This is a genomic window from Pedobacter humicola (genome assembly GCF_056490705.1).
The window spans coordinates 188,082-206,137 of sequence record NZ_JBWJIG010000011.1 but is presented as its reverse complement, the minus strand read 5'-3'; the positions used below and the strand labels follow the sequence as shown (position 1 = coordinate 206,137).

General features: G+C 39.4%; 15 protein-coding genes and 1 riboswitch. Of the genes, 7 read left to right on the top strand and 8 right to left on the bottom strand.

What is annotated here, in order from left to right; all coding sequences use genetic code 11:
- Positions 1-124 precede the first annotated feature (124 nt).
- The 3 genes from AC04Q1_RS17795 to purD all read left to right on the top strand — a co-directional run bounded on the left by AC04Q1_RS17795 (position 125) and on the right by purD (position 3,313).
- Positions 125-886 (top strand): enoyl-CoA hydratase/isomerase family protein, encoded by a 762-nt coding sequence (locus tag AC04Q1_RS17795; protein WP_478365920.1) that lies wholly within the window; start codon positions 125-127, stop codon positions 884-886.
- Between the two features lie 154 nt (positions 887-1,040).
- Entirely contained in the window at positions 1,041-1,895 is an 855-nt protein-coding gene (locus AC04Q1_RS17790; RefSeq protein ID WP_478365919.1) for an SDR family oxidoreductase, read from the top strand.
- Between the two features lie 146 nt (positions 1,896-2,041).
- Entirely contained in the window at positions 2,042-3,313 is a 1,272-nt protein-coding gene (gene purD, locus AC04Q1_RS17785; RefSeq protein WP_478365918.1) for a phosphoribosylamine--glycine ligase, read from the top strand.
- 78 nt (positions 3,314-3,391) lie between these two features.
- Here the strand turns inward: purD and AC04Q1_RS17780 are convergent, their stop codons facing one another.
- Together AC04Q1_RS17780 and AC04Q1_RS17775 are read right to left on the bottom strand one after the other, a co-directional pair.
- Complete coding sequence (locus tag AC04Q1_RS17780; protein ID WP_478365917.1) at positions 3,392-4,546, bottom strand: redoxin domain-containing protein; 1,155 nt, start codon at positions 4,544-4,546, stop codon at positions 3,392-3,394.
- A 183-nt stretch (positions 4,547-4,729) separates the two neighbouring features.
- Positions 4,730-5,911 carry a formimidoylglutamase gene (locus tag AC04Q1_RS17775; protein WP_478365916.1) on the bottom strand — a complete coding sequence of 394 codons (1,182 nt, stop codon included), beginning with the start codon at positions 5,909-5,911 and terminating at the stop codon, positions 4,730-4,732.
- Between the two features lie 71 nt (positions 5,912-5,982).
- On the opposite strand from AC04Q1_RS17775, the gene AC04Q1_RS17770 reads away from it, so the two are divergent.
- Positions 5,983-6,945 (top strand): NAD-dependent epimerase/dehydratase family protein, encoded by a 963-nt coding sequence (locus AC04Q1_RS17770; protein ID WP_478365915.1) that lies wholly within the window; start codon positions 5,983-5,985, stop codon positions 6,943-6,945.
- The gene (locus AC04Q1_RS17765) at positions 6,945-8,246 is read left to right on the top strand and encodes an HAD-IB family phosphatase (RefSeq protein WP_478365914.1); all 1,302 of its coding nucleotides are present in this window, start codon (positions 6,945-6,947) and stop codon (positions 8,244-8,246) included. Before AC04Q1_RS17770 ends, AC04Q1_RS17765 begins: the two co-directional genes overlap by 1 nt.
- Positions 8,247-8,645: 399 nt before the next feature.
- Here the strand turns inward: AC04Q1_RS17765 and AC04Q1_RS17760 are convergent, their stop codons facing one another.
- Positions 8,646-9,935, bottom strand: a complete 1,290-nt coding sequence (locus tag AC04Q1_RS17760) for a voltage-gated chloride channel family protein (RefSeq protein WP_478365913.1) — start codon at positions 9,933-9,935, stop codon at positions 8,646-8,648.
- Between the two features lie 19 nt (positions 9,936-9,954).
- A riboswitch (Fluoride riboswitch) is annotated at positions 9,955-10,015 on the bottom strand.
- A gap of 64 nt (positions 10,016-10,079) precedes the next feature.
- On the opposite strand from AC04Q1_RS17760, the gene AC04Q1_RS17755 reads away from it, so the two are divergent.
- Positions 10,080-11,045: a tryptophan 2,3-dioxygenase family protein gene (locus AC04Q1_RS17755; protein WP_478365912.1), complete on the top strand. Its 966-nt coding sequence runs from the start codon at positions 10,080-10,082 to the stop codon at positions 11,043-11,045.
- 147 nt (positions 11,046-11,192) lie between these two features.
- Complete coding sequence (locus AC04Q1_RS17750) at positions 11,193-12,257, top strand: branched-chain amino acid aminotransferase (protein ID WP_478365911.1); 1,065 nt, start codon at positions 11,193-11,195, stop codon at positions 12,255-12,257.
- A 169-nt stretch (positions 12,258-12,426) separates the two neighbouring features.
- Here the strand turns inward: AC04Q1_RS17750 and AC04Q1_RS17745 are convergent, their stop codons facing one another.
- The 5 genes from AC04Q1_RS17745 to AC04Q1_RS17725 form a co-directional block, all read right to left on the bottom strand.
- A complete protein-coding gene (locus tag AC04Q1_RS17745; protein ID WP_478365910.1) occupies positions 12,427-12,891 on the bottom strand; it encodes a DUF4920 domain-containing protein in 465 nt (154 codons plus the stop codon).
- 337 nt (positions 12,892-13,228) lie between these two features.
- The gene (gene radA / locus AC04Q1_RS17740) at positions 13,229-14,605 is read right to left on the bottom strand and encodes a DNA repair protein RadA (RefSeq protein ID WP_478365909.1); all 1,377 of its coding nucleotides are present in this window, start codon (positions 14,603-14,605) and stop codon (positions 13,229-13,231) included.
- 422 nt (positions 14,606-15,027) lie between these two features.
- Complete coding sequence (locus AC04Q1_RS17735) at positions 15,028-16,578, bottom strand: Rne/Rng family ribonuclease (protein ID WP_478365908.1); 1,551 nt, start codon at positions 16,576-16,578, stop codon at positions 15,028-15,030.
- A 281-nt stretch (positions 16,579-16,859) separates the two neighbouring features.
- Positions 16,860-17,738 (bottom strand): tetratricopeptide repeat protein, encoded by an 879-nt coding sequence (locus tag AC04Q1_RS17730; RefSeq protein WP_478365907.1) that lies wholly within the window; start codon positions 17,736-17,738, stop codon positions 16,860-16,862.
- Between the two features lie 11 nt (positions 17,739-17,749).
- The gene (locus tag AC04Q1_RS17725; RefSeq protein ID WP_025143406.1) at positions 17,750-18,052 is read right to left on the bottom strand and encodes an HU family DNA-binding protein; all 303 of its coding nucleotides are present in this window, start codon (positions 18,050-18,052) and stop codon (positions 17,750-17,752) included.
- Positions 18,053-18,056: the final 4 nt, after the last annotated feature.

The following is an 18,056-nucleotide window of genomic DNA, read 5'->3' as shown; positions in this document are numbered from 1 at the left end:
TAGATAAATTTGAAATTAGTATGCATGCATAATTATATTTGTTATAATTGTCCTGGTAATGGCATCTTGATACTCGATAATTGAATCTTGATACTAATTCTCAAATCCTGATACTATTTTAAACATGAATACAATAAAAGTAAGTGTTAAAGACCGTTTAGCCACCATAACATTAGATAGAGGGAAATCGAACGCCTTAAACCGCGAGCTGATTACCGAATTAGACGATATGCTTAAAAATATCACCGCTGATGATAACATTGGCGGTGTAATTTTAACAGGAACAGCTCCTTTCTTTTCTGCCGGACTCGATTTAGTAGAACTTTATAATTATAATGAGGAAGAAGCAAAATCTTTCTGGCAATTGTTTTTGGGTTTTACCGCAAATATGGTTTCATTTAAAAAACCAATGGTAGCCGCAATTAGTGGGCATAGCCCGGCTGGTGGCTGCGTGATGGCTTTGGCCTGCGATTATCGTGTAATGGCCGAAGGACAGTATATTATTGGATTAAATGAAGTTCCGGTAGGGATTATCGTTCCGAACAGTATTTTTCAGTTATATAGTTTCTGGATCGGAAAAGCCGAGGCAACGCGGAGTCTGCTGTCGGGCAAACTTTATAACCCTGAAGAAGCTTTGAAAGTGGGTTTGGTAGATGAGTTGGTAAGAAATGAAAGTTTATTAACAGCCGCCGAACGCAAAATTAAAAAATACATGGAACTCGAAAGCAATACCTGGTCGCAGAGTAAATTAAATATCCGCGAAGAACTTCTTGCTGCGGTAACGGCTGATCAATCTGCTACCTTAGAAAAAATGCTGGCCCAATGGTGGTCGCCGGCAACACGCCATATTTTGAAAACGATTTTAGCTAACCTGCAACGGAAGTAAATTTGGCGTTCGGAGCCGGGCGTTTGGAGTCGATTATCCGGTTCAAACAATTTAGCAATTAACCATTCTCAACAATTTAACAATCTCAACAACTAACCAATTAACCAGTTTCAACAATTAACCCATCACCGCTATGTTCAGTTTTAATTCACCAATGCTCAGAGAAGACGCTTTAAAAGGAAAAACTATTGTCATTACAGGTGGTGGAACCGGGCTGGGGAAAGCAATGGGTGTTTATTTCTTAAAATTAGGGGCAAACTTAGTGATCACCAGTCGCAAGCAAGATGTATTACAAAAAACTGCCGACGAGATGGAAGAAAAAACAGGCGGTAAGGTGTTGGCTGTGGCCTGTGATGTGAGAGAGGTAACACAGGTAGAAAATGTACTGGCCAAAACCTTGGAAAGATTTGGCTCGGTTGATGTTTTATTAAACAATGCTGCGGGTAATTTCATTTCCCCAACCGAACGTTTGTCGGCCAATGCATTTTCATCCATTATCGATATCGTTTTAAAAGGAACAGTAAATTGTACACTTACCTTCGGTAAACACTGGATCAAGGAAAAACAGGCTGCAACAGTTTTAAATATTATTACCACTTACGCTTTTACCGGTTCGGCCTATGTTGTGCCCTCGGCCTGTGCAAAAGGCGGAGTTTTGGCTTTAACCAGATCTTTAGCCGTAGAGTGGGGTAAATATGGTATCCGCACCAATGCGATTGCACCCGGACCGTTTCCAACCAAAGGTGCCTGGGAGCGTTTATTGCCAGGCGATTTGGCCAAAAAGTTCGACTTTAAAAACCGCGTACCTTTAAAAAGAGTTGGCGATCATCAGGAACTGGCCAACTTAGCGGCATTTCTGGTGAGCGATTTCTCAGGCTACATCAATGGAGAGGTGATCACTATAGATGGCGGCGAATGGCTACAGGGTGCAGGCCAGATGAATGGCTTAGAGGCAATTCCCAACGAAATGTGGGATATGCTGGAGCAGATGACCAGAAGCGCAAAGTGATGGAAGAAGTAAAATGGATGATGGCGGAGGGAAAGGTTTTCCATCTCTAAATACGTTATCCATCTTACTTCTTCAATTATAGATCTTTTTCCATTTTCCATCACCCATCTTGCCTTTTCCATCCCTCATTTATTATCTTTGCCCACATGAATATCTTACTTTTAGGTTCAGGCGGCAGAGAAAGTGCATTTGCCTGGAAAATGAGCCAGTCTTCGCACTGCGATAAATTGATTATTGCTCCAGGTAACGGCGGTACAGGCACTTATGGTACCAACATCAATATCAATGTAAACGATTTTGATTCGATTAAAAAAGTAGTACTTACCGAAAATATCCAATTGGTAGTTGTTGGGCCAGAAGAACCCTTAGTAAATGGCATTCACGATTTTTTCCTTGCCGACAAAGCCATTGCACACATTCCTGTTATCGGACCTAAAAAAGAAGGTGCCATTTTAGAAGGCAGTAAAGATTTCTCCAAACAGTTTATGGAACGTCATGGTATTCCTACCGCGGCTTCAAAATCTTTCACACCCGAAACCTTAGCGGATGGTTTGGCTTATTTGCAAAACCATGCATTACCAGTTGTTTTAAAAGCAGATGGTTTGGCAGCAGGTAAAGGTGTACTAATTTGTACCGAAACCATCGAGGCCCAGGAAGAATTAAAACTCATGCTTGGTGGTAAATTTGGTGCGGCTGGTGCAACGGTTGTAATCGAAGAATTTTTAAGTGGAATAGAACTTTCCGTATTTATTTTAACCGATGGGGAAAACTATATTACCCTCCCTTCAGCTAAAGATTATAAAAGAATTGGCCAGAACGATACCGGTTTAAATACAGGCGGTATGGGTTCGGTTTCTCCGGTTCCATTTGCCACACCAGAGTTTTTGGCCAAGGTAGAAGAGCGTATTATTAAACCAACGGTTGAAGGACTGAAGAAAGATAATATTGATTATACGGGCTTTATCTTTTTCGGATTGATAAAAGTGGGGGAAGAGCCATTTGTGATTGAGTACAATGCAAGGATGGGCGATCCTGAAACCGAAAGTGTAATCCCCAGGATTGAAAACGATTTGGTTGAGCTGTTTTTAGCTACAGCAGATAAAAAATTGAATGAAGTTAATCTGGTGATTTCTGAAAAAACAGCAGCTACCGTAATGATTGTTGCTGGTGGTTATCCAGGCGATTACCTAAAAGGTAAAGCCATTACCGGAATCGAAAACCTGCGCCATTCGAACGCTTTCCATGCCGGTACACTTTTAGAAAATGATGTTGTAAAAACAAACGGTGGAAGGGTAATTGCCATTACAAGTTTACAAGATGATCTGTTTACGGCTTTACAATCAGCAACGGCTGATGCCGGCAGGATTTATTTCGACGGAAAATATTTCAGAGAAGATATTGGTTTCGATTTAGTTTAAACTGATTTCACATAAAGAAGAAAACCCACAGATCAATTGATCTGTGGGTTTTCTTCTTGGGTACTTTAATAAACAATTTTATTTCGATTTACTTCCCAATAATTCCTGAAGTTTATCTTGTAAAGCTTGTTCTCTTAACCCTTTAGCAATAATTTTACCTGTTGGGTCAATTAAGAAGTTAGCGGGGATGGATTGAATGCCATACATCTGGGCAACCTCATTACTCCATCCTTTTAAATCAGATACATGCGTCCAGGTTAACTGATCAGCTTCAATGGCTTTCTCCCATGCTGCTTTAGTTGTTCTGGTATTTCCACCGTCTAATGAAACGCCCAATACGGTAAAACCTTTATCTTTAAATTTATTATAGGCAACCACTACGTTAGGGTTTTCTTTACGGCAAGGGCCGCACCATGATGCCCAAAAATCTACAAGTACATATTTACCTTTAAAATCAGATAATTTTACAGGTTTGCCAGCAGTATCTAGCTGTGTAAAATCCATTGCCATAACACCTACAGCTGTTTTTCTTCCAGCTTCGAATATCTGAGCGATTTTTTTACCGCTGGAAGTTGCCTTCAATTCAGGCGACAATCCATTAAAAGCCTTTTCTGCTGCTACAACCTGATCAGGATCTGGAGCCAATTGGCTAATTGCACTTAGACTGATAAATGATTTTGGATTGCTGTTTGCAAATTGTAATAACAATGGGATCATTCCAGCCGCTTCTTTTTCATAACGTGCACCTAAAGCAGCCATGCCCGCTTTATCTTGTTTTTGTTCAGGAGTGTAAGCAGCATATTCTGCATTAATTGCTGCAAGTTTATCTGCTACCGGTTTAGTTAATGCATTTAGTTTTTTCGCATCATCGTTAACAGGAGAACCGGTAATGGTTGCTTTCTTTAATGAATCTGCTGCAGCCAGTTTAATATTTCCAGGCTCCACATATAGCGACAAGGCATCTAGTTTCTCACCCTGTGCCGGACGGTTGACGTAAGGATTTTTATTTAAAAAAAGACTTCCCTGGGCTGGGCTTGATAACGTTCCTTTAAAGCTGAAGGCACCGTTTGTTACAGTTGCAGAATCAGTAATGTTTTTACCATCGCCCTGATAGATCAGATAAACCTTGTTTCCGGTTTTTAATCCTTTTATATCGCCATTAACTGTAAATGGCTTCTGTGCCAATGCTGCAAGTGGCAATAAAGCCATCGCTGATAATAATATTTTTTTCATGAGGTTAGTTTAATCCTGTCCAAATATAGAAATCTGTTCCGCTAAAACGTAAATAGCTGTGTAAAATTATGATAGATTTTGCGGTTTAATGATTTAGCTCTCAACAACATTCCTTGTTATGATTAAAGATATATTACGCTAACGTTGAAATTACACAGCTTCAAGTTGAAGATCAAAAAGCTTTTAGTTCAGTTTTTGATAGGTTCTCCACCACAGATCGGGCATTTCGCCATTAACGGCAGTCTGGTAATCGTCATACCTGCAAGGTACAAGATGGTACCGCTCGTTTTTAGTTTGGCCCGATGGATAAGGAACCTGCATCCACCAGCGATCTGATTTTTTGCTCTTGACGAACATCATTTCGCCCGAACCGTCCTTTAAACTGGTTCTGTAAATCATAAACTGCGATTTCGGTGTAAGTGGGAAATCCTTTTTACGGGCATAAAAACCTTCCATAAAATACCATACCATTTGGGCAAGCAAAAAAGCGGTTTGCCCATTGTTATCGTAAGCCGGATTAAACTCGTAAAAGCCAATTGAAGTCAGTTTATCATTCATACCCGCATAACGGGCAATGCGACAGGCCTCCTCGCCGTCAAAGCCATTCGGTGTAGTATTGGCATTTGCAGCAGCATCGGCCGAACGGATAGCCCCCATATCAAAGCTGATCATGTTTGCATTGCGGATGATGGGTTCAGTTAAAGTAATGTCCTGCGCAAACTCACCAAGGCGGTGTACATCAAAGTATAACTTATCCATCACACTCAAACTTTCCTGATTAACAAAGTACGTTTGATAACCCACATTGCTAAAATTGAACAGGTAATTGGGCTGATGCAGGAAAATTTTATTCAGGTAACAGTCCGATCGGGTCGCAATTCCCTCGTGATCATCATCACCGATGTCAAATTGATTATCAATAACAACCAGATCTACTTTTTGCTCCAAATCTTCATAGCCCAGATACTGTCCGTAGGTTAAATCCTGTCCGCCACCGATAATAATCGGAATAATGTCTTTTTTGATCAGCTCAGCAACCACCATTTTGATGGCGATATAAGTGTCGGCTATGGTTGCACCATGTTTAATATTGCCCAAATCAACAATCCTGCTTGTAAAAGCACCTTCGTTGAGTTTGTAAAATTTCTCCCTAAAATAATCCGGGGCAATGGCAGTGCCTTCGTTATTAACCGCACCTCTTCCATCCAGTACTCCAAAAATTGCCAGATCGTAGGTATGTTCCTCAAAATCGGGAAACGATTCAGTGTAAATCTGCGCTTTTAAACCCAGCTGACTTGTAAAAAATCCTTGTCTGGGTGTAAAACTATCGGGGTTTATCGGGGAAAAGAAATCCGTTAATGACATATATTTAAAACTCTCGGCTCAAATATCTATTTTTGAATGCGCATTTCCACATATAGCCCGAAAAAAATAAAATGATACTGGTAACCGGAGGAACTGGATTTTTAGGATCTGAATTAATTAAGCAGTTAACTGACAAAGGTTTAACAGTGCGGGCACTAAGGCGGGAGAAATCTGAAATCCCCGTGCTGATCAAAGATATTTCATTGATTGAATGGTTTGTAGCCGATATCAATGAACCCTCAGTGCTGGAAGATGCTTTTATAGGCATTACTAAAGTATATCATTGTGCGGCATTTGTATCCTTTAATCCCAAAGATAAAAAACAGCTTTTTCATGTCAATATCGAAGGAACGTCGAATATGGTAAACCTTTGCGCCGAAAATAACTGCCGTTTGTTGCATGTAAGCTCTGTGGCTGCGCTTGGCAATGCCAAAAAAGGCCATAAAATTACCGAGAAAGACTTCTGGGAATATGATGCAAAAGCCCATGCTTACGGCTTATCCAAGTATGAGGGTGAAATGGAAGTTTGGCGGGGCATAACTGAAGGTTTGGATGCCATTATTGTGAACCCATCTGTAATCATCGGTAAAAATGCAGGTTTCGAAGGCAGCGGGGCTATCTTTAAATTGGTAAAAGGAGGTTTTCCATTTTATACTGATGGTGCCTCAGGTTTTGTTGATGTGGAAGATGTAGCCAAAGCCATGATCCTGTTGATGGATGCTGAAGTTTCGGGACAGCGATATATTATTTCTGCTGATGACTATCATTATAAAGACCTGTTCGGCGAAATTGCACAAGGTTTTGCTGTTAAAGCCCCAACAAAAGAAGCAAAACCCTGGATGCTTGGAATAGCCTGGAGGGCTTTAAAGCTTGCCTCTATATTTACAGGTAAACAGCCTTCTATAACAAAAGACGCTGCAAAGAGCAGTTTAACTTTAAGCTATTATAACAACAATAAGGTAAAAACGGAAACAGGTATAACCTTTAAACCGGTTGCCGAAAGTATAAAAGAAATTACCCAACATTTAAGATAATGCCCAAACAGAAAGCCTATTACATCATCGATTTTGATAGTACCTTTACCCAGGTAGAAGCACTCGACGAACTTGCCCGAATTTCGCTGAAGAACCACCCAGACAAAGAAGCGATCTTCCAAAAAATTGAAGACTATACCAATTTTGCCATGGAAGGAAAACTTTCCTTCTCCGAAAGCCTGGCTCAGCGTGTTAAACTGCTCGAAGCAAATGAAGAGCATTTAAAACAACTGATCAAACATTTGAAAAAGAAAGTATCTACTTCCTTTTCGCGTAATGCAGAGTTTTTTAAAAAACATGCCGACGAGGTTTTAATTGTTTCAGGCGGATTTAAGGAGTTTATTACCCCGGTAGTGAGTCAGTATCACATCAAAAAAGAAAATATTTATGCCAATACCTTTTTAACCACAGGTGATGGTAAAATTATTGATTATGATCACGCCAATCCTTTAAGCGAGGAAGGTGGTAAAGTGAAATTGCTCCGCCATTTAAAACTAGAGGGCGAACTGTTCGGAATCGGAGATGGTTATTCGGATTTTCAGTTGCGCGAAAGCGGAATCATTAATAAGTTTTTTGCCTTTACCGAGAATATTGCACGCGAAAGCATCGTTTCAAAAGCAGACCACGTTACACCGAGTTTCGACGAATTTTTATACGTAAACGATCTTCCACGTGCCATCTCATATCCAAAAAATAGAATCCTTTGTCTGGTAATAGGAGAAGTTGATCCGTTAACAATCTCGATCCTGAAAAATGATGGTCTGTCTATCCGTCATAAAACCTCTTTCGAAGAGAAATATGTAAAAGATGTCGGGATTATTCTTTTAGCCGACGGAGAAAAAATAGATAAGGAACAATTAAAAAATGCTGCCAAGCTGAAAACAATCGGTTACTTAGGAAGTGCCAAAAATAAAATTGATCTGGATATTTGCACCAAGCAAGGCATTGTAGTTTTCGACGATCCAAAGAATAACCCACGTAATATCGATTTCATACCAAAACGTGTGGCCGATTTTATGAATACCGGAGCAACTTATTTAAGCAGTAACTTCCCGAATTTACAATTGCCAAAAATTGCAAAGTCGCATCGTTTGATCCACATCCACAAAAACGTTCCCGGTATCATGGCGAAAATTAATACAGTTTTTGCCAAACACGATATCAATATTGTAAGCCAGTTTTTAATGACTAACCCCGAAATAGGTTATGCCATCACTGATATTAATGCACAGTACGATAAACAATTGTTTAAATCACTTAAAAAAATTGAACATACGATAAAGTTTAGGGTGCTGTATTAGATGGAGAAGCTTTGACCACCTTTATAGGCTATATGCCCATAAGGTTGTCAAAGTTCTTATAGAAGGTATGCTCATGAAGCGTCAAAATTTTTATCATCAATTTTTATTATATTGGTTTATGCAATATTCTTATGGCAAAAACCGAACATTACTACACTAAATTTGAAGAAGGAAAATTCTATCATATTTATAACCGATCTATCGATAGGCAACCACTTTTCAAGTCGGATGCTAATTATAAATTTTTTCTAAAGAAATTCGATTACTACCTTTCCGGTGTTTTAGATGTATATGCATATTGTTTATTAGGAAATCATTTTCATCTGCTCATCCGGGATAAACTTTGACAGCCTTCTTAGCAAAGCGCTAGAAGGTTGTCAAAGTTATCCACGCTCTTCCCTACCTCAAAAACTGATGCCTTTTTAACAGTAAATGTTTAGGCGCACCAATGGTTTGCGATCGATAAATCCCGGTATGGCCTGAAAACAGATAAGCGGTAACACAAGCAAGCGCGATGTAAATTCCGGATGAGGTACCGAATAACTCTACGCCCATGAAGATACAGGCCAATGGTGTGTTTGCTGCACCAGCAAAAACAGCTACAAAACCCATTCCTGCAAGCAAGCCATAGGGTAATGGAATAAAAAAACTTAAAAAGCTGCCCAGTGTTGCACCAATAAAGAATAATGGGGTAACCTCACCGCCCTTAAAGCCAGCACTGAGTGTGAGTGCGGTTAAAAATAATTTAATTGCAAATGTATAATAAGCTTCCTGTTGCGTAAAAGCTTCCGAGATAACTGGGATGCCTAAGCCGATATAACGCGTATTTCCGATCAGGTAAATGATTCCGATTAAAATAATGCCGCCAATAAATGGCCGTAACGGGGGGTATTTAATTTTGCTGAAAAGCTTTGATAAGCCATGATTTAACGCTGAAAAACTTCTGGCAGCAAGTCCAAATAATATTCCGGCACCTAAGGATAACAATAAATGAATTGAATTCATTTCGGGTACCACAGATATGGAATAGTGGGTGTGGCCAACCCCCCAGGCCTTACAAGCATAATCAGCAATAATTGCAGTGATAAACGAAGGGAAAATTGAACCATAGGTTAAACTTCCAATCACGAAAACTTCCAGCCCGAAAACAGCGCCCGCCAATGGCGTTCCGAAAACAGAGGCAAAGCCAGCACTAATGCCGCAAATCAGGATCACTTTCCTGTCTCTGGCTTTAAGTTTGAACAGTTTGGTAAACTGATCTGCAAAGGCTCCACCAATCTGAACAGCTGTACCTTCCCGTCCGGCCGAACCACCAAATAAATGGGTTATAATGGTTCCGGCAAAAATGAGGGGTGCCATCACGAGTGGTATAACCTTTCTGGGCGATTGCAATTCTTCTATCAAAAGATTATTTCCTTTTACAACCGATGCCCCCCAATAATGATAAGCCAAACCGATCATAATACCGGCTACAGGTAAAAAGGCAATAATCCAGAGGTTTTGTTCGCGGTAATTGGTTGCCCAGTTTAAGGTTACCAGAAATAAGGCCGAGGCAGAACCAATAATTCCACCCAGTAGGGCAGAGATCAGCAGCCACTTTAAAGTGCTAATTAGGAGTAATCCGAAGTCGAGCTTAATAAAGCGGTTGATAGACAGAAGAAATCCTTCTGTTAGTCTTTTAACAGGCATTTAAATTCAATTTTAAATCAAAATCGTAGGAGTCATCAGCCTGTGGGCGGTTTTGGCGGTACCCCATCGCCATCGTTTCAAATGTATAAAATTTAGTTATTTGTTGCAAAATCTTTATCACCTTTGTGCAGCTAACTTCAAACGATGGATTTCACACCTGAAATAAAAGACAAACTAAACCAACTACAAGAAAAATACACGGCAATGGGGCAGGATATGGCCTCATACCTCGACGGCCTGTTATATGCCGATTTCCTCACCTATTGGGACTATATCCATCTGGATACATTGCTGAGTTTACAAAGTCCTAAAACACCAATTCCTGATGAGGAGATCTTTATCATGTACCATCAGATTACCGAGCTTTATTTTAAGCTTGCGCTGCACGAGTGCAGACAAATTGCTGAACATGAAAATTTAACAGCCGAATTTTTTACTGCCCGTGTAAAACGCATCAATGCTTATTTCAATGCCTTAACCACTTCTTTCGAAGTGATGGTAGATGGAATGGAAAAAGAACAGTTTCTAAAATTCCGTATGTCGCTATTGCCTGCAAGTGGTTTCCAATCCGGCCAGTACAGGATGATCGAAATTTGTGCTACTGATTTTATCCGCCTGGTGGATAAATCTAAACGCGAAGAATTAAGTATGGCAACGATAGAAGAGCAGTTTGAAAATATCTATTGGAAATTTGGCGCTACCGAACTGGCTTCGGGCAAACAGACCTTAACCTTAAAACAGTTTATCAAAAAGTATGCTGCACAATTTTTGCAGTTGGCAAAAGATCGTTCTTTAACCAATTTCTCCGCCTTATATCATCAGTTACAGGCAAATGGAGCCGATGTATCTGCGCTTGCAGAAGAGTTGCGCAAGCTGGATTTATACGTAAATGTAGAATGGCCTTTATCACACTACAAATCAGCAGTACGTTATCTGGAGAAAGATCCTGTCGACGTGGCGGCAACTGGTGGTACCAATTGGCAGAAATACCTGCCTCCGCGTTTTCAAAAGAGAATCTTTTATCCTTTTTTATGGACGGACGAACAAATGGAAGAGTGGGGCAGAGGCTGGGTGCTTAGTGTACTTAAAACACTCAAAAACAAAGATTAATATTGTAAAAAGCTATTAGAAAAGCCCGTTTTTTACTAATTTGCGCAAAATAAATAATGATTGAATTAGAGAATGATGTAATGATTGAATTTGCTTCATGCAAACCATTCGCTCATTCAAAAATCACTCATTCAAAAATATAAAAGTATGACCGAGACATTGGATATAAAAATCACTAAAGCAGATCAAACACGTTTGACTGTTACTGATTTTTCGCAATTACCGTTCGGTAAGGTTTTTACCGATCACATGTTTACTGCCGATTTCGAAGATGGCGAATGGAAAAATTTACAGATTCTTCCTTATGGCCCAATTCTGATGAGCCCGGCAATTTCTGCACTTCATTATGGGCAGGCGATTTTTGAGGGACTAAAAGCTTATCGTCTTCCGGATGGGAGGATCAGCGTTTTCCGCGCTGACAAAAATTTCGAACGTTTTAACAAATCAGCCGCCAGGATGTCGATGCCAACCATTCCTGAAGAAGTTTTTATGCAAGGCTTGGCTACATTGATTAATGTGGATGAGAAATGGGTGCCTAACCAGGAAGATTATGCTTTATATATCCGCCCGGTAATGTTTGCCATGGATCCTTATTTGGGAGTTAAGGCGTCCGATACCTACAAATTTGCCCTGTTAACTACACCAACCGGCCCATATTACAGTAGCGCTTTAAAAGTTAAAATCGAAACTGAATTTACACGTGCGGATGAAGGGGGTGTTGGTTTTGCCAAAACTGCCGGAAATTATGCCCGTTCGTTATATCCTTTCGAACAAGCCAAAAAAGAAGGTTACGATCAATTGATCTGGACGGATTCGGTAACACACGAATTTATTGAAGAAGCCGGAACAGCAAATTTACTTTTTGTTATCAATGGTAAACTGGTTACCCCATCTGTACGTAGTACGGTTTTGGATGGCGTAACGCGTGATACCATTATCAAACTGGCAAAAGATGCTGGTGTTGAAGTAGAAGAACGCAGGGTTTCTGTTAAAGAAGTGATTGAAGGAATCGAAAACGGGAGTTTAACCGAAGCTTTTGCTGCAGGAACTGCTGCTACGGTTACACATGTTGGCGAAATGGGCTATAATGGTCAGATTTATAAATTAACCGATCCATCAACAAGACATATCTCTAACGGCATCGCTAAAAAATTAAACGATATCCGTTATGGTTTAGCTCCTGACGAATTTGGCTGGAACTGGGTTTTGTAATAGAAAACAGATATAAAATAAGAAACCCCGGTACAGCAGATGTATCGGGGTTATTTTTTGAGTCTTTTTTTAGTTTCGTCATGCTGAATTCATTTCAGCATTTTTCTTGCTATAAAGACCCTGAAATAAATCGGTTGTTATCGGATCAGGGCGACGACCAGAATGTTAATTATTTATCTAAAATCACAACACCCTTTGCTTCAAATGCCAGCTCTTTTTTAGGGTCGGTAATTTTTGCTATTTCTTCAGGAGTTTTTTTTGCGTCTTCGGCATAGTGGCGTAAAGTTTCTACTGAGATGGTCTGTTTCTTTGCTAAGCCATCTAAAACTACCTTTTTGCCTACGATATCCATTGGCATAAAGAAAGCATAATCTTTAAAGGTTACCCGCATCGGATCGCCATTTGGCATTGCTAATGTCATCCAGCAGCCTTTTTTCTTACATACATCCAGCACCTTGCCTTCAATTTTCATATCGACCGTTTTTTTGTCGCCCATAGCAGCTTCCATTTTTGCTGCAGGTTTTACATCTCCTGGCTTAACTTCCTCTCCAAATTTTTGGCCGGTATAAGCTGTTTGTGCGAAGGCGAATGCCACAAACAGGCAAAAACTTATACTCAAAATGATCTTTTTCATCCTTATTAATTTATAATTGTTCTGGTTATTATCTTAACTCAAAGTTATTTAAAATTTTTCTAAAGAGTGAGCTGCAAAAAAAAATCCTCGCTGGTGAAAGCCAGCGAGGAAAATCATCCCATTTTTCGTAAAGATCCCATGTCGTGACCCAGACAGTAATCATTAGGCAAAGCTTAAACCAAAAGTATTATTTTTGCAGTATTTTTTATTTAATTGATTGATTTATAGCGGTTTAATTTTATTTAGCGAACGTGGCAATACGCTGTGAATTGTGAGACTGTGGAATTTTTTCTTCCATATGGGGAAAATGTTGCTGATCTGTTTCCACAATTGGCTGCTAACCGAAAACAAGGCTAAAAACATCTTCTATTTTACTTACGGCTTTAATTTCAAGATTATATTTTTCTGTTGTAACACCTTTCATATTGTATTTAGAAATATAAATGGTTTCAAAGCCCAACTTATCAGCTTCCGCAATCCGTTGTTCAATTCTGTTTACCGCTCTTATTTCTCCTGATAAGCCAACCTCTGCGGCAAAGCAGTTCTTGGAAGAAACAGCAATATCCTGATGTGATGAAATGATGGCAATTAGAACCGCCAAATCAATTGCGGGGTCTTCTACCCTTATTCCTCCAGCAATATTCAAGAAAACATCTTGCGTACTTAATCTAAAACCACAACGTTTTTCTAAAACAGCTAAGAGCATATTCATCCTCTTGGTATCAAAGCCCGTGGCCGATCGTTGTGGTGTGCCATAGGCAGCAGGACTTACCAAGGCTTGTGTTTCGATTAACATTGGCCTGGCGCCTTCTAAAGTGGCAGCAATGGCAATTCCACTGAGTTCCTCATCACGTTGTGACAGTAAGATCTCCGAAGGGTTGGAAACCTCTCTTAAACCACTTCCCTGCATTTCGTAAATACCCAGTTCTGCTGCTGCACCGAAACGGTTTTTAATCGATCTCAGTATCCGGTAAACATGATGCCTGTCGCCTTCAAACTGCAAAACGGTATCCACCATGTGTTCCAATATTTTCGGGCCTGCAATAGCGCCGTCTTTGGTAATATGACCGATGAGAAAAACAGGTACCCCAGTTTCTTTTGCAAAACGCAATAATTCGGCCGTACATTCTCTCACTTGCGATACGCTCCCTGGCGTTGAATCGATATGCGCAGAATGAAGGGTTTGGATAGAATCAACAACCAAAATCTCTGGTTCTAAAATTTCGATCTGTTTGAAAATATTCTGTGTGGATGTTTCCGTTAAAATGTAACAGTTAGACGATGGACTTTCCTGGATTCTTTCCGCCCGCATTTTAATCTGCTGTTCGCTTTCTTCTCCGGAAATATAAAGTAGTTTTTTGCCCTTCAAATTTAAGGCGAGTTGCAACATCAATGTTGATTTTCCGATACCGGGTTCTCCTCCGATTAATACAAGCGATCCTTCTACCAAACCCCCACCTAAAACACGGTCAAGTTCTTTGTCGCCGGTTAATATTCTCCGTTCTGTTGACGACTGTATTTCATCAACCTTACTTGGTTTGCTTAATTTACGGGTCGATGTATCGCTTTTCCAGGTTGGGACAGATGCAGAACTTTTTTCTACAATTTCTTCTACGAAAGTATTCCATTGGTTGCATGATGGGCATTTGCCCAGCCACTTTGCCGACTCGTAGCCACAGCTCTGACAGAAAAATGCACTTTTTGATTTTGCCAATTGATTAAAATTTAGATTACGAATTTAACCTTTCCCGCTGAAAAACACCGCAGGTTTCTAAAACTTGAGGGGCTTGAAATTATTTAGGTGGGGGCTGATGTAACCCAATAGCTTCTGTATTTGCTTTTCTCAGAAAAAAGATGATGTTTAAACAATACAATTGTTATTTTTTGGAAAGCAGGTTTCTGTGCATTTCGGTTCCGAAAGCCCTGCCATTCGCTTCTATCTTTTTGGGAGGCAACAGACATCTGCAGCTATGAAACAGACGCTTTGTGCCACAGCATGACAATATTAGCGTTGCTACAACAAAAAGTATTTCCGCTGCTGTCAGGTTTAAATTACTTAGGTTAACCTTTCGGTTTTGCTAAAACAAGAAAGCCTGGGTATTTAAATCCAGGCTTTCCGTTCAATGTGTTTTTGAGTTATAATTTAATCTCTTCGTCTTTTGCCGAGATGAAGTGAAACTCGTTTAAATAATACGATGATTGTGCCTTCACTTTAATCCATTGGCCGTATTTAAAGAACCAGCGGCGTTGAAGGTTGAAAATACCTTTTGTAATATAAGCTTCAATGTATGGGTGTACACAAAGTGTAACGCCTTTTTCATTCTGCTCTCTTAAAATATAATTAAGGTTGTTCTCAATATCATCCATTAAAACAATACTCGCTTTAATGGTTCCAGTCCCATCGCAGGCCGGACATTTTTCAACCGTAACAATATTCATTTCCGGACGAACACGTTGCCGGGTAATTTGTACCAAACCAAATTTGCTCGGAGGCAAAATGGTGTGTTTGGCTCTATCCAATAACATCAGCTCACGCAAATAATCGAATAGCATTTTACGGTTTGTTGGTTTATGCATATCGATAAAATCGATTACCACAATACCGCCCATATCGCGTAAGCGCAATTGACGGGCAATTTCTTTAGCCGCCTCTTTGTTTACCTGTAAAGCATTTTCCTCCTGGTTTTCTTTACTGGCAGTGCGGTTTCCACTATTCACATCTATTACGTGAAGTGCTTCAGTGTGCTCTACAACAAGGTAAGCACCACCTGGTAAGTTTACTGTTTTTCCGAAAGCATTTTTAATCTGCTTTTCTATCCCGAAGTGATCGAAGATGGGTTCTTTCTGTTTGTACAGTTTAACGATCTTTTCCATTTCTGGAGAAATATCGTGTACATAAGAACGGATATCATCGTACAGCTCTGGTGTACTTACGTAAACGTTTGTAAAATCAGGGTTCAGAATATCACGGATTAACGTTGATGATCTGTCCATTTCTCCCCAAACTCTTTTTGAAGGTTCGGTAGAAGGCATTTTTTTAATGAAGTTTTCCCATTTAGCAATTAAATCTAAAAGATCTTTTTGCATTTCGGCAACCCCTCTGCCTTCAGAAACAGTTCTGATAATTACCCCAAAATTTTGGGGTTTAATACTTTCGATAATCTTTTTTAAACGATTACGTTCGGTATTGCTTTTTATTTTTTTTGATACAGATATGGTATTGGAGAATGGCACCAGTACCACATACCTGCCGGCAATCGAAATGTCGGAACTTAAACGTGGTCCTTTTGTAGAAATTGGCTCTTTAGCAATTTGTACAGGTAGGAGCATGTTTTTACTAAGCACATCAGAAATTTTGCCTGCCTTATTAATATCGGCTTCTAGCTTTAAATTATCTAATAATGTGCCTGTAACCGAGCCATTACGCTTGATCTTCGTTAGCTTAATTAAAGATTGCACCTGAGGGCCCAAATCAAAATAATGCAAAAATGCATCTTTTTCATAACCAACATCCACGAAAGCAGCATTCAAGCCGGGCATAATTTTTTTAATGCGGCCTAAATAAATATCGCCTACGGCGTAGTTATTATTGATTTGTTCTTTGTGAAGCTCAACAAGTTGTTTGTCTTCAATCAATGCTATGGTAACTCCGGCAGGAGTCGAATTGATAATTAATTCTTTTACCAACAGCTACAGATTTAAGGCTTTCGCCTATTTAACAAATGGATAGTAAATAAAAAACATTGATATAGCTTAAACCTATATAATTAAAAATCATATAAATGGTTTAAACCTCATAGTGTTTTACTATAAGGTTTAATTAGCTTTATCAAAATAAGAAACTATTTTTTCTTATGTCTGTTTTTTCTTAAACGTTTTTTACGTTTGTGCGTAGCCATTTTATGTCTCTTTCTTTTTTTACCGCTTGGCATAGTTTTAAGTTTTAAATGTTTTTATTAATCTGTTAATTAATTTTTATTCTTTAGTTCAGCCACCTTCTTATCAATGAACGAAGACAAGGTTGGGTTAGCCGCTAATTTTTTGCTTGATAAATAAGCACTTACTGCTTCTTTATTTCTGCCTAAATTTTCTAAAGCTGTTCCTAAATAAAAATAGGCTTCAGGGGTTGGAGCGCTTGCAATTACCGTGTTAAAACGGGGAATTGCTTTGTCGAACTGACCTGACTTTATGGAGAACAATCCTAAATTCATATTCGCCTTTACATTTTTAGGTTCTTTAGCCACCACCTCCAGCAACATTGCAATACCTTGCATTGGTGCACCCAGGCCATTTACTATCGTTACACCTAAGCCTGTTTTAGCTTCAATGTTTGTAGAGTCTTTCTCTAATGCGTTTTTGTAAGATGTATTGGCTTTCTGCAATAATGCAGGCTGCGCGATACTATCTTGTGTACTTTCAAAAGCTTTTATAAATTGATTACCAGAGGCCAACCATGATTTTGATGACGGCTCGGCCTGTGCAACAACTTCTAAATAAAGTGCAGATGGAGTGATTTGCTCTACATCGTCCCATTTCTGGGCCAGTTGCTTTGCAAGCTCAATCTTTTCGGCACCGTTTGCATTTTTGTAAGTATTTTCTAAAGCTGTGATATCTGTAGCCAAATTTTTATTGATTACATTTTTTGCAGCCGTAGATGAAGTTTCGATGTTTAGTGCCGACGAAGTTGAGGAAGAAGCTGCTTCGGCCACTTGGCCACTGGCAGGCATTTTGCCATTTTCTTCCGTTGGTTTTACTAAACCTTTAATGTCTCTGGTAAATAAAAATGCAACAAGCAATACAATCGCTCCAATAATAATGGTTTGTTTTGATCTGATGTTGCTATTCATATCGGTAAGACTTAGGCTTCTACGTTAATTTTTTTTGAATTGCTTTTCACTTTGTCAACAAATACCTTTGCTGGTTTAAAGCTTGGAACAAAATGCTCAGGGATAATTATTGCAGTATTTTTTGAGATATTTCTCGCAGTTTTTTGCGCTCTCTTTTTAACAACAAAGCTTCCGAAGCCTCTAACGTATACATTTTCACCGCCAATCATGCTGGTTTTGATAACCTTGAAAAATGCCTCAACTGTTTCCTGTACATCAACCTTCTCAATTCCGGTTTTTGTTGATATTTCTGAAATAATATCTGCCTTAGTCATATTT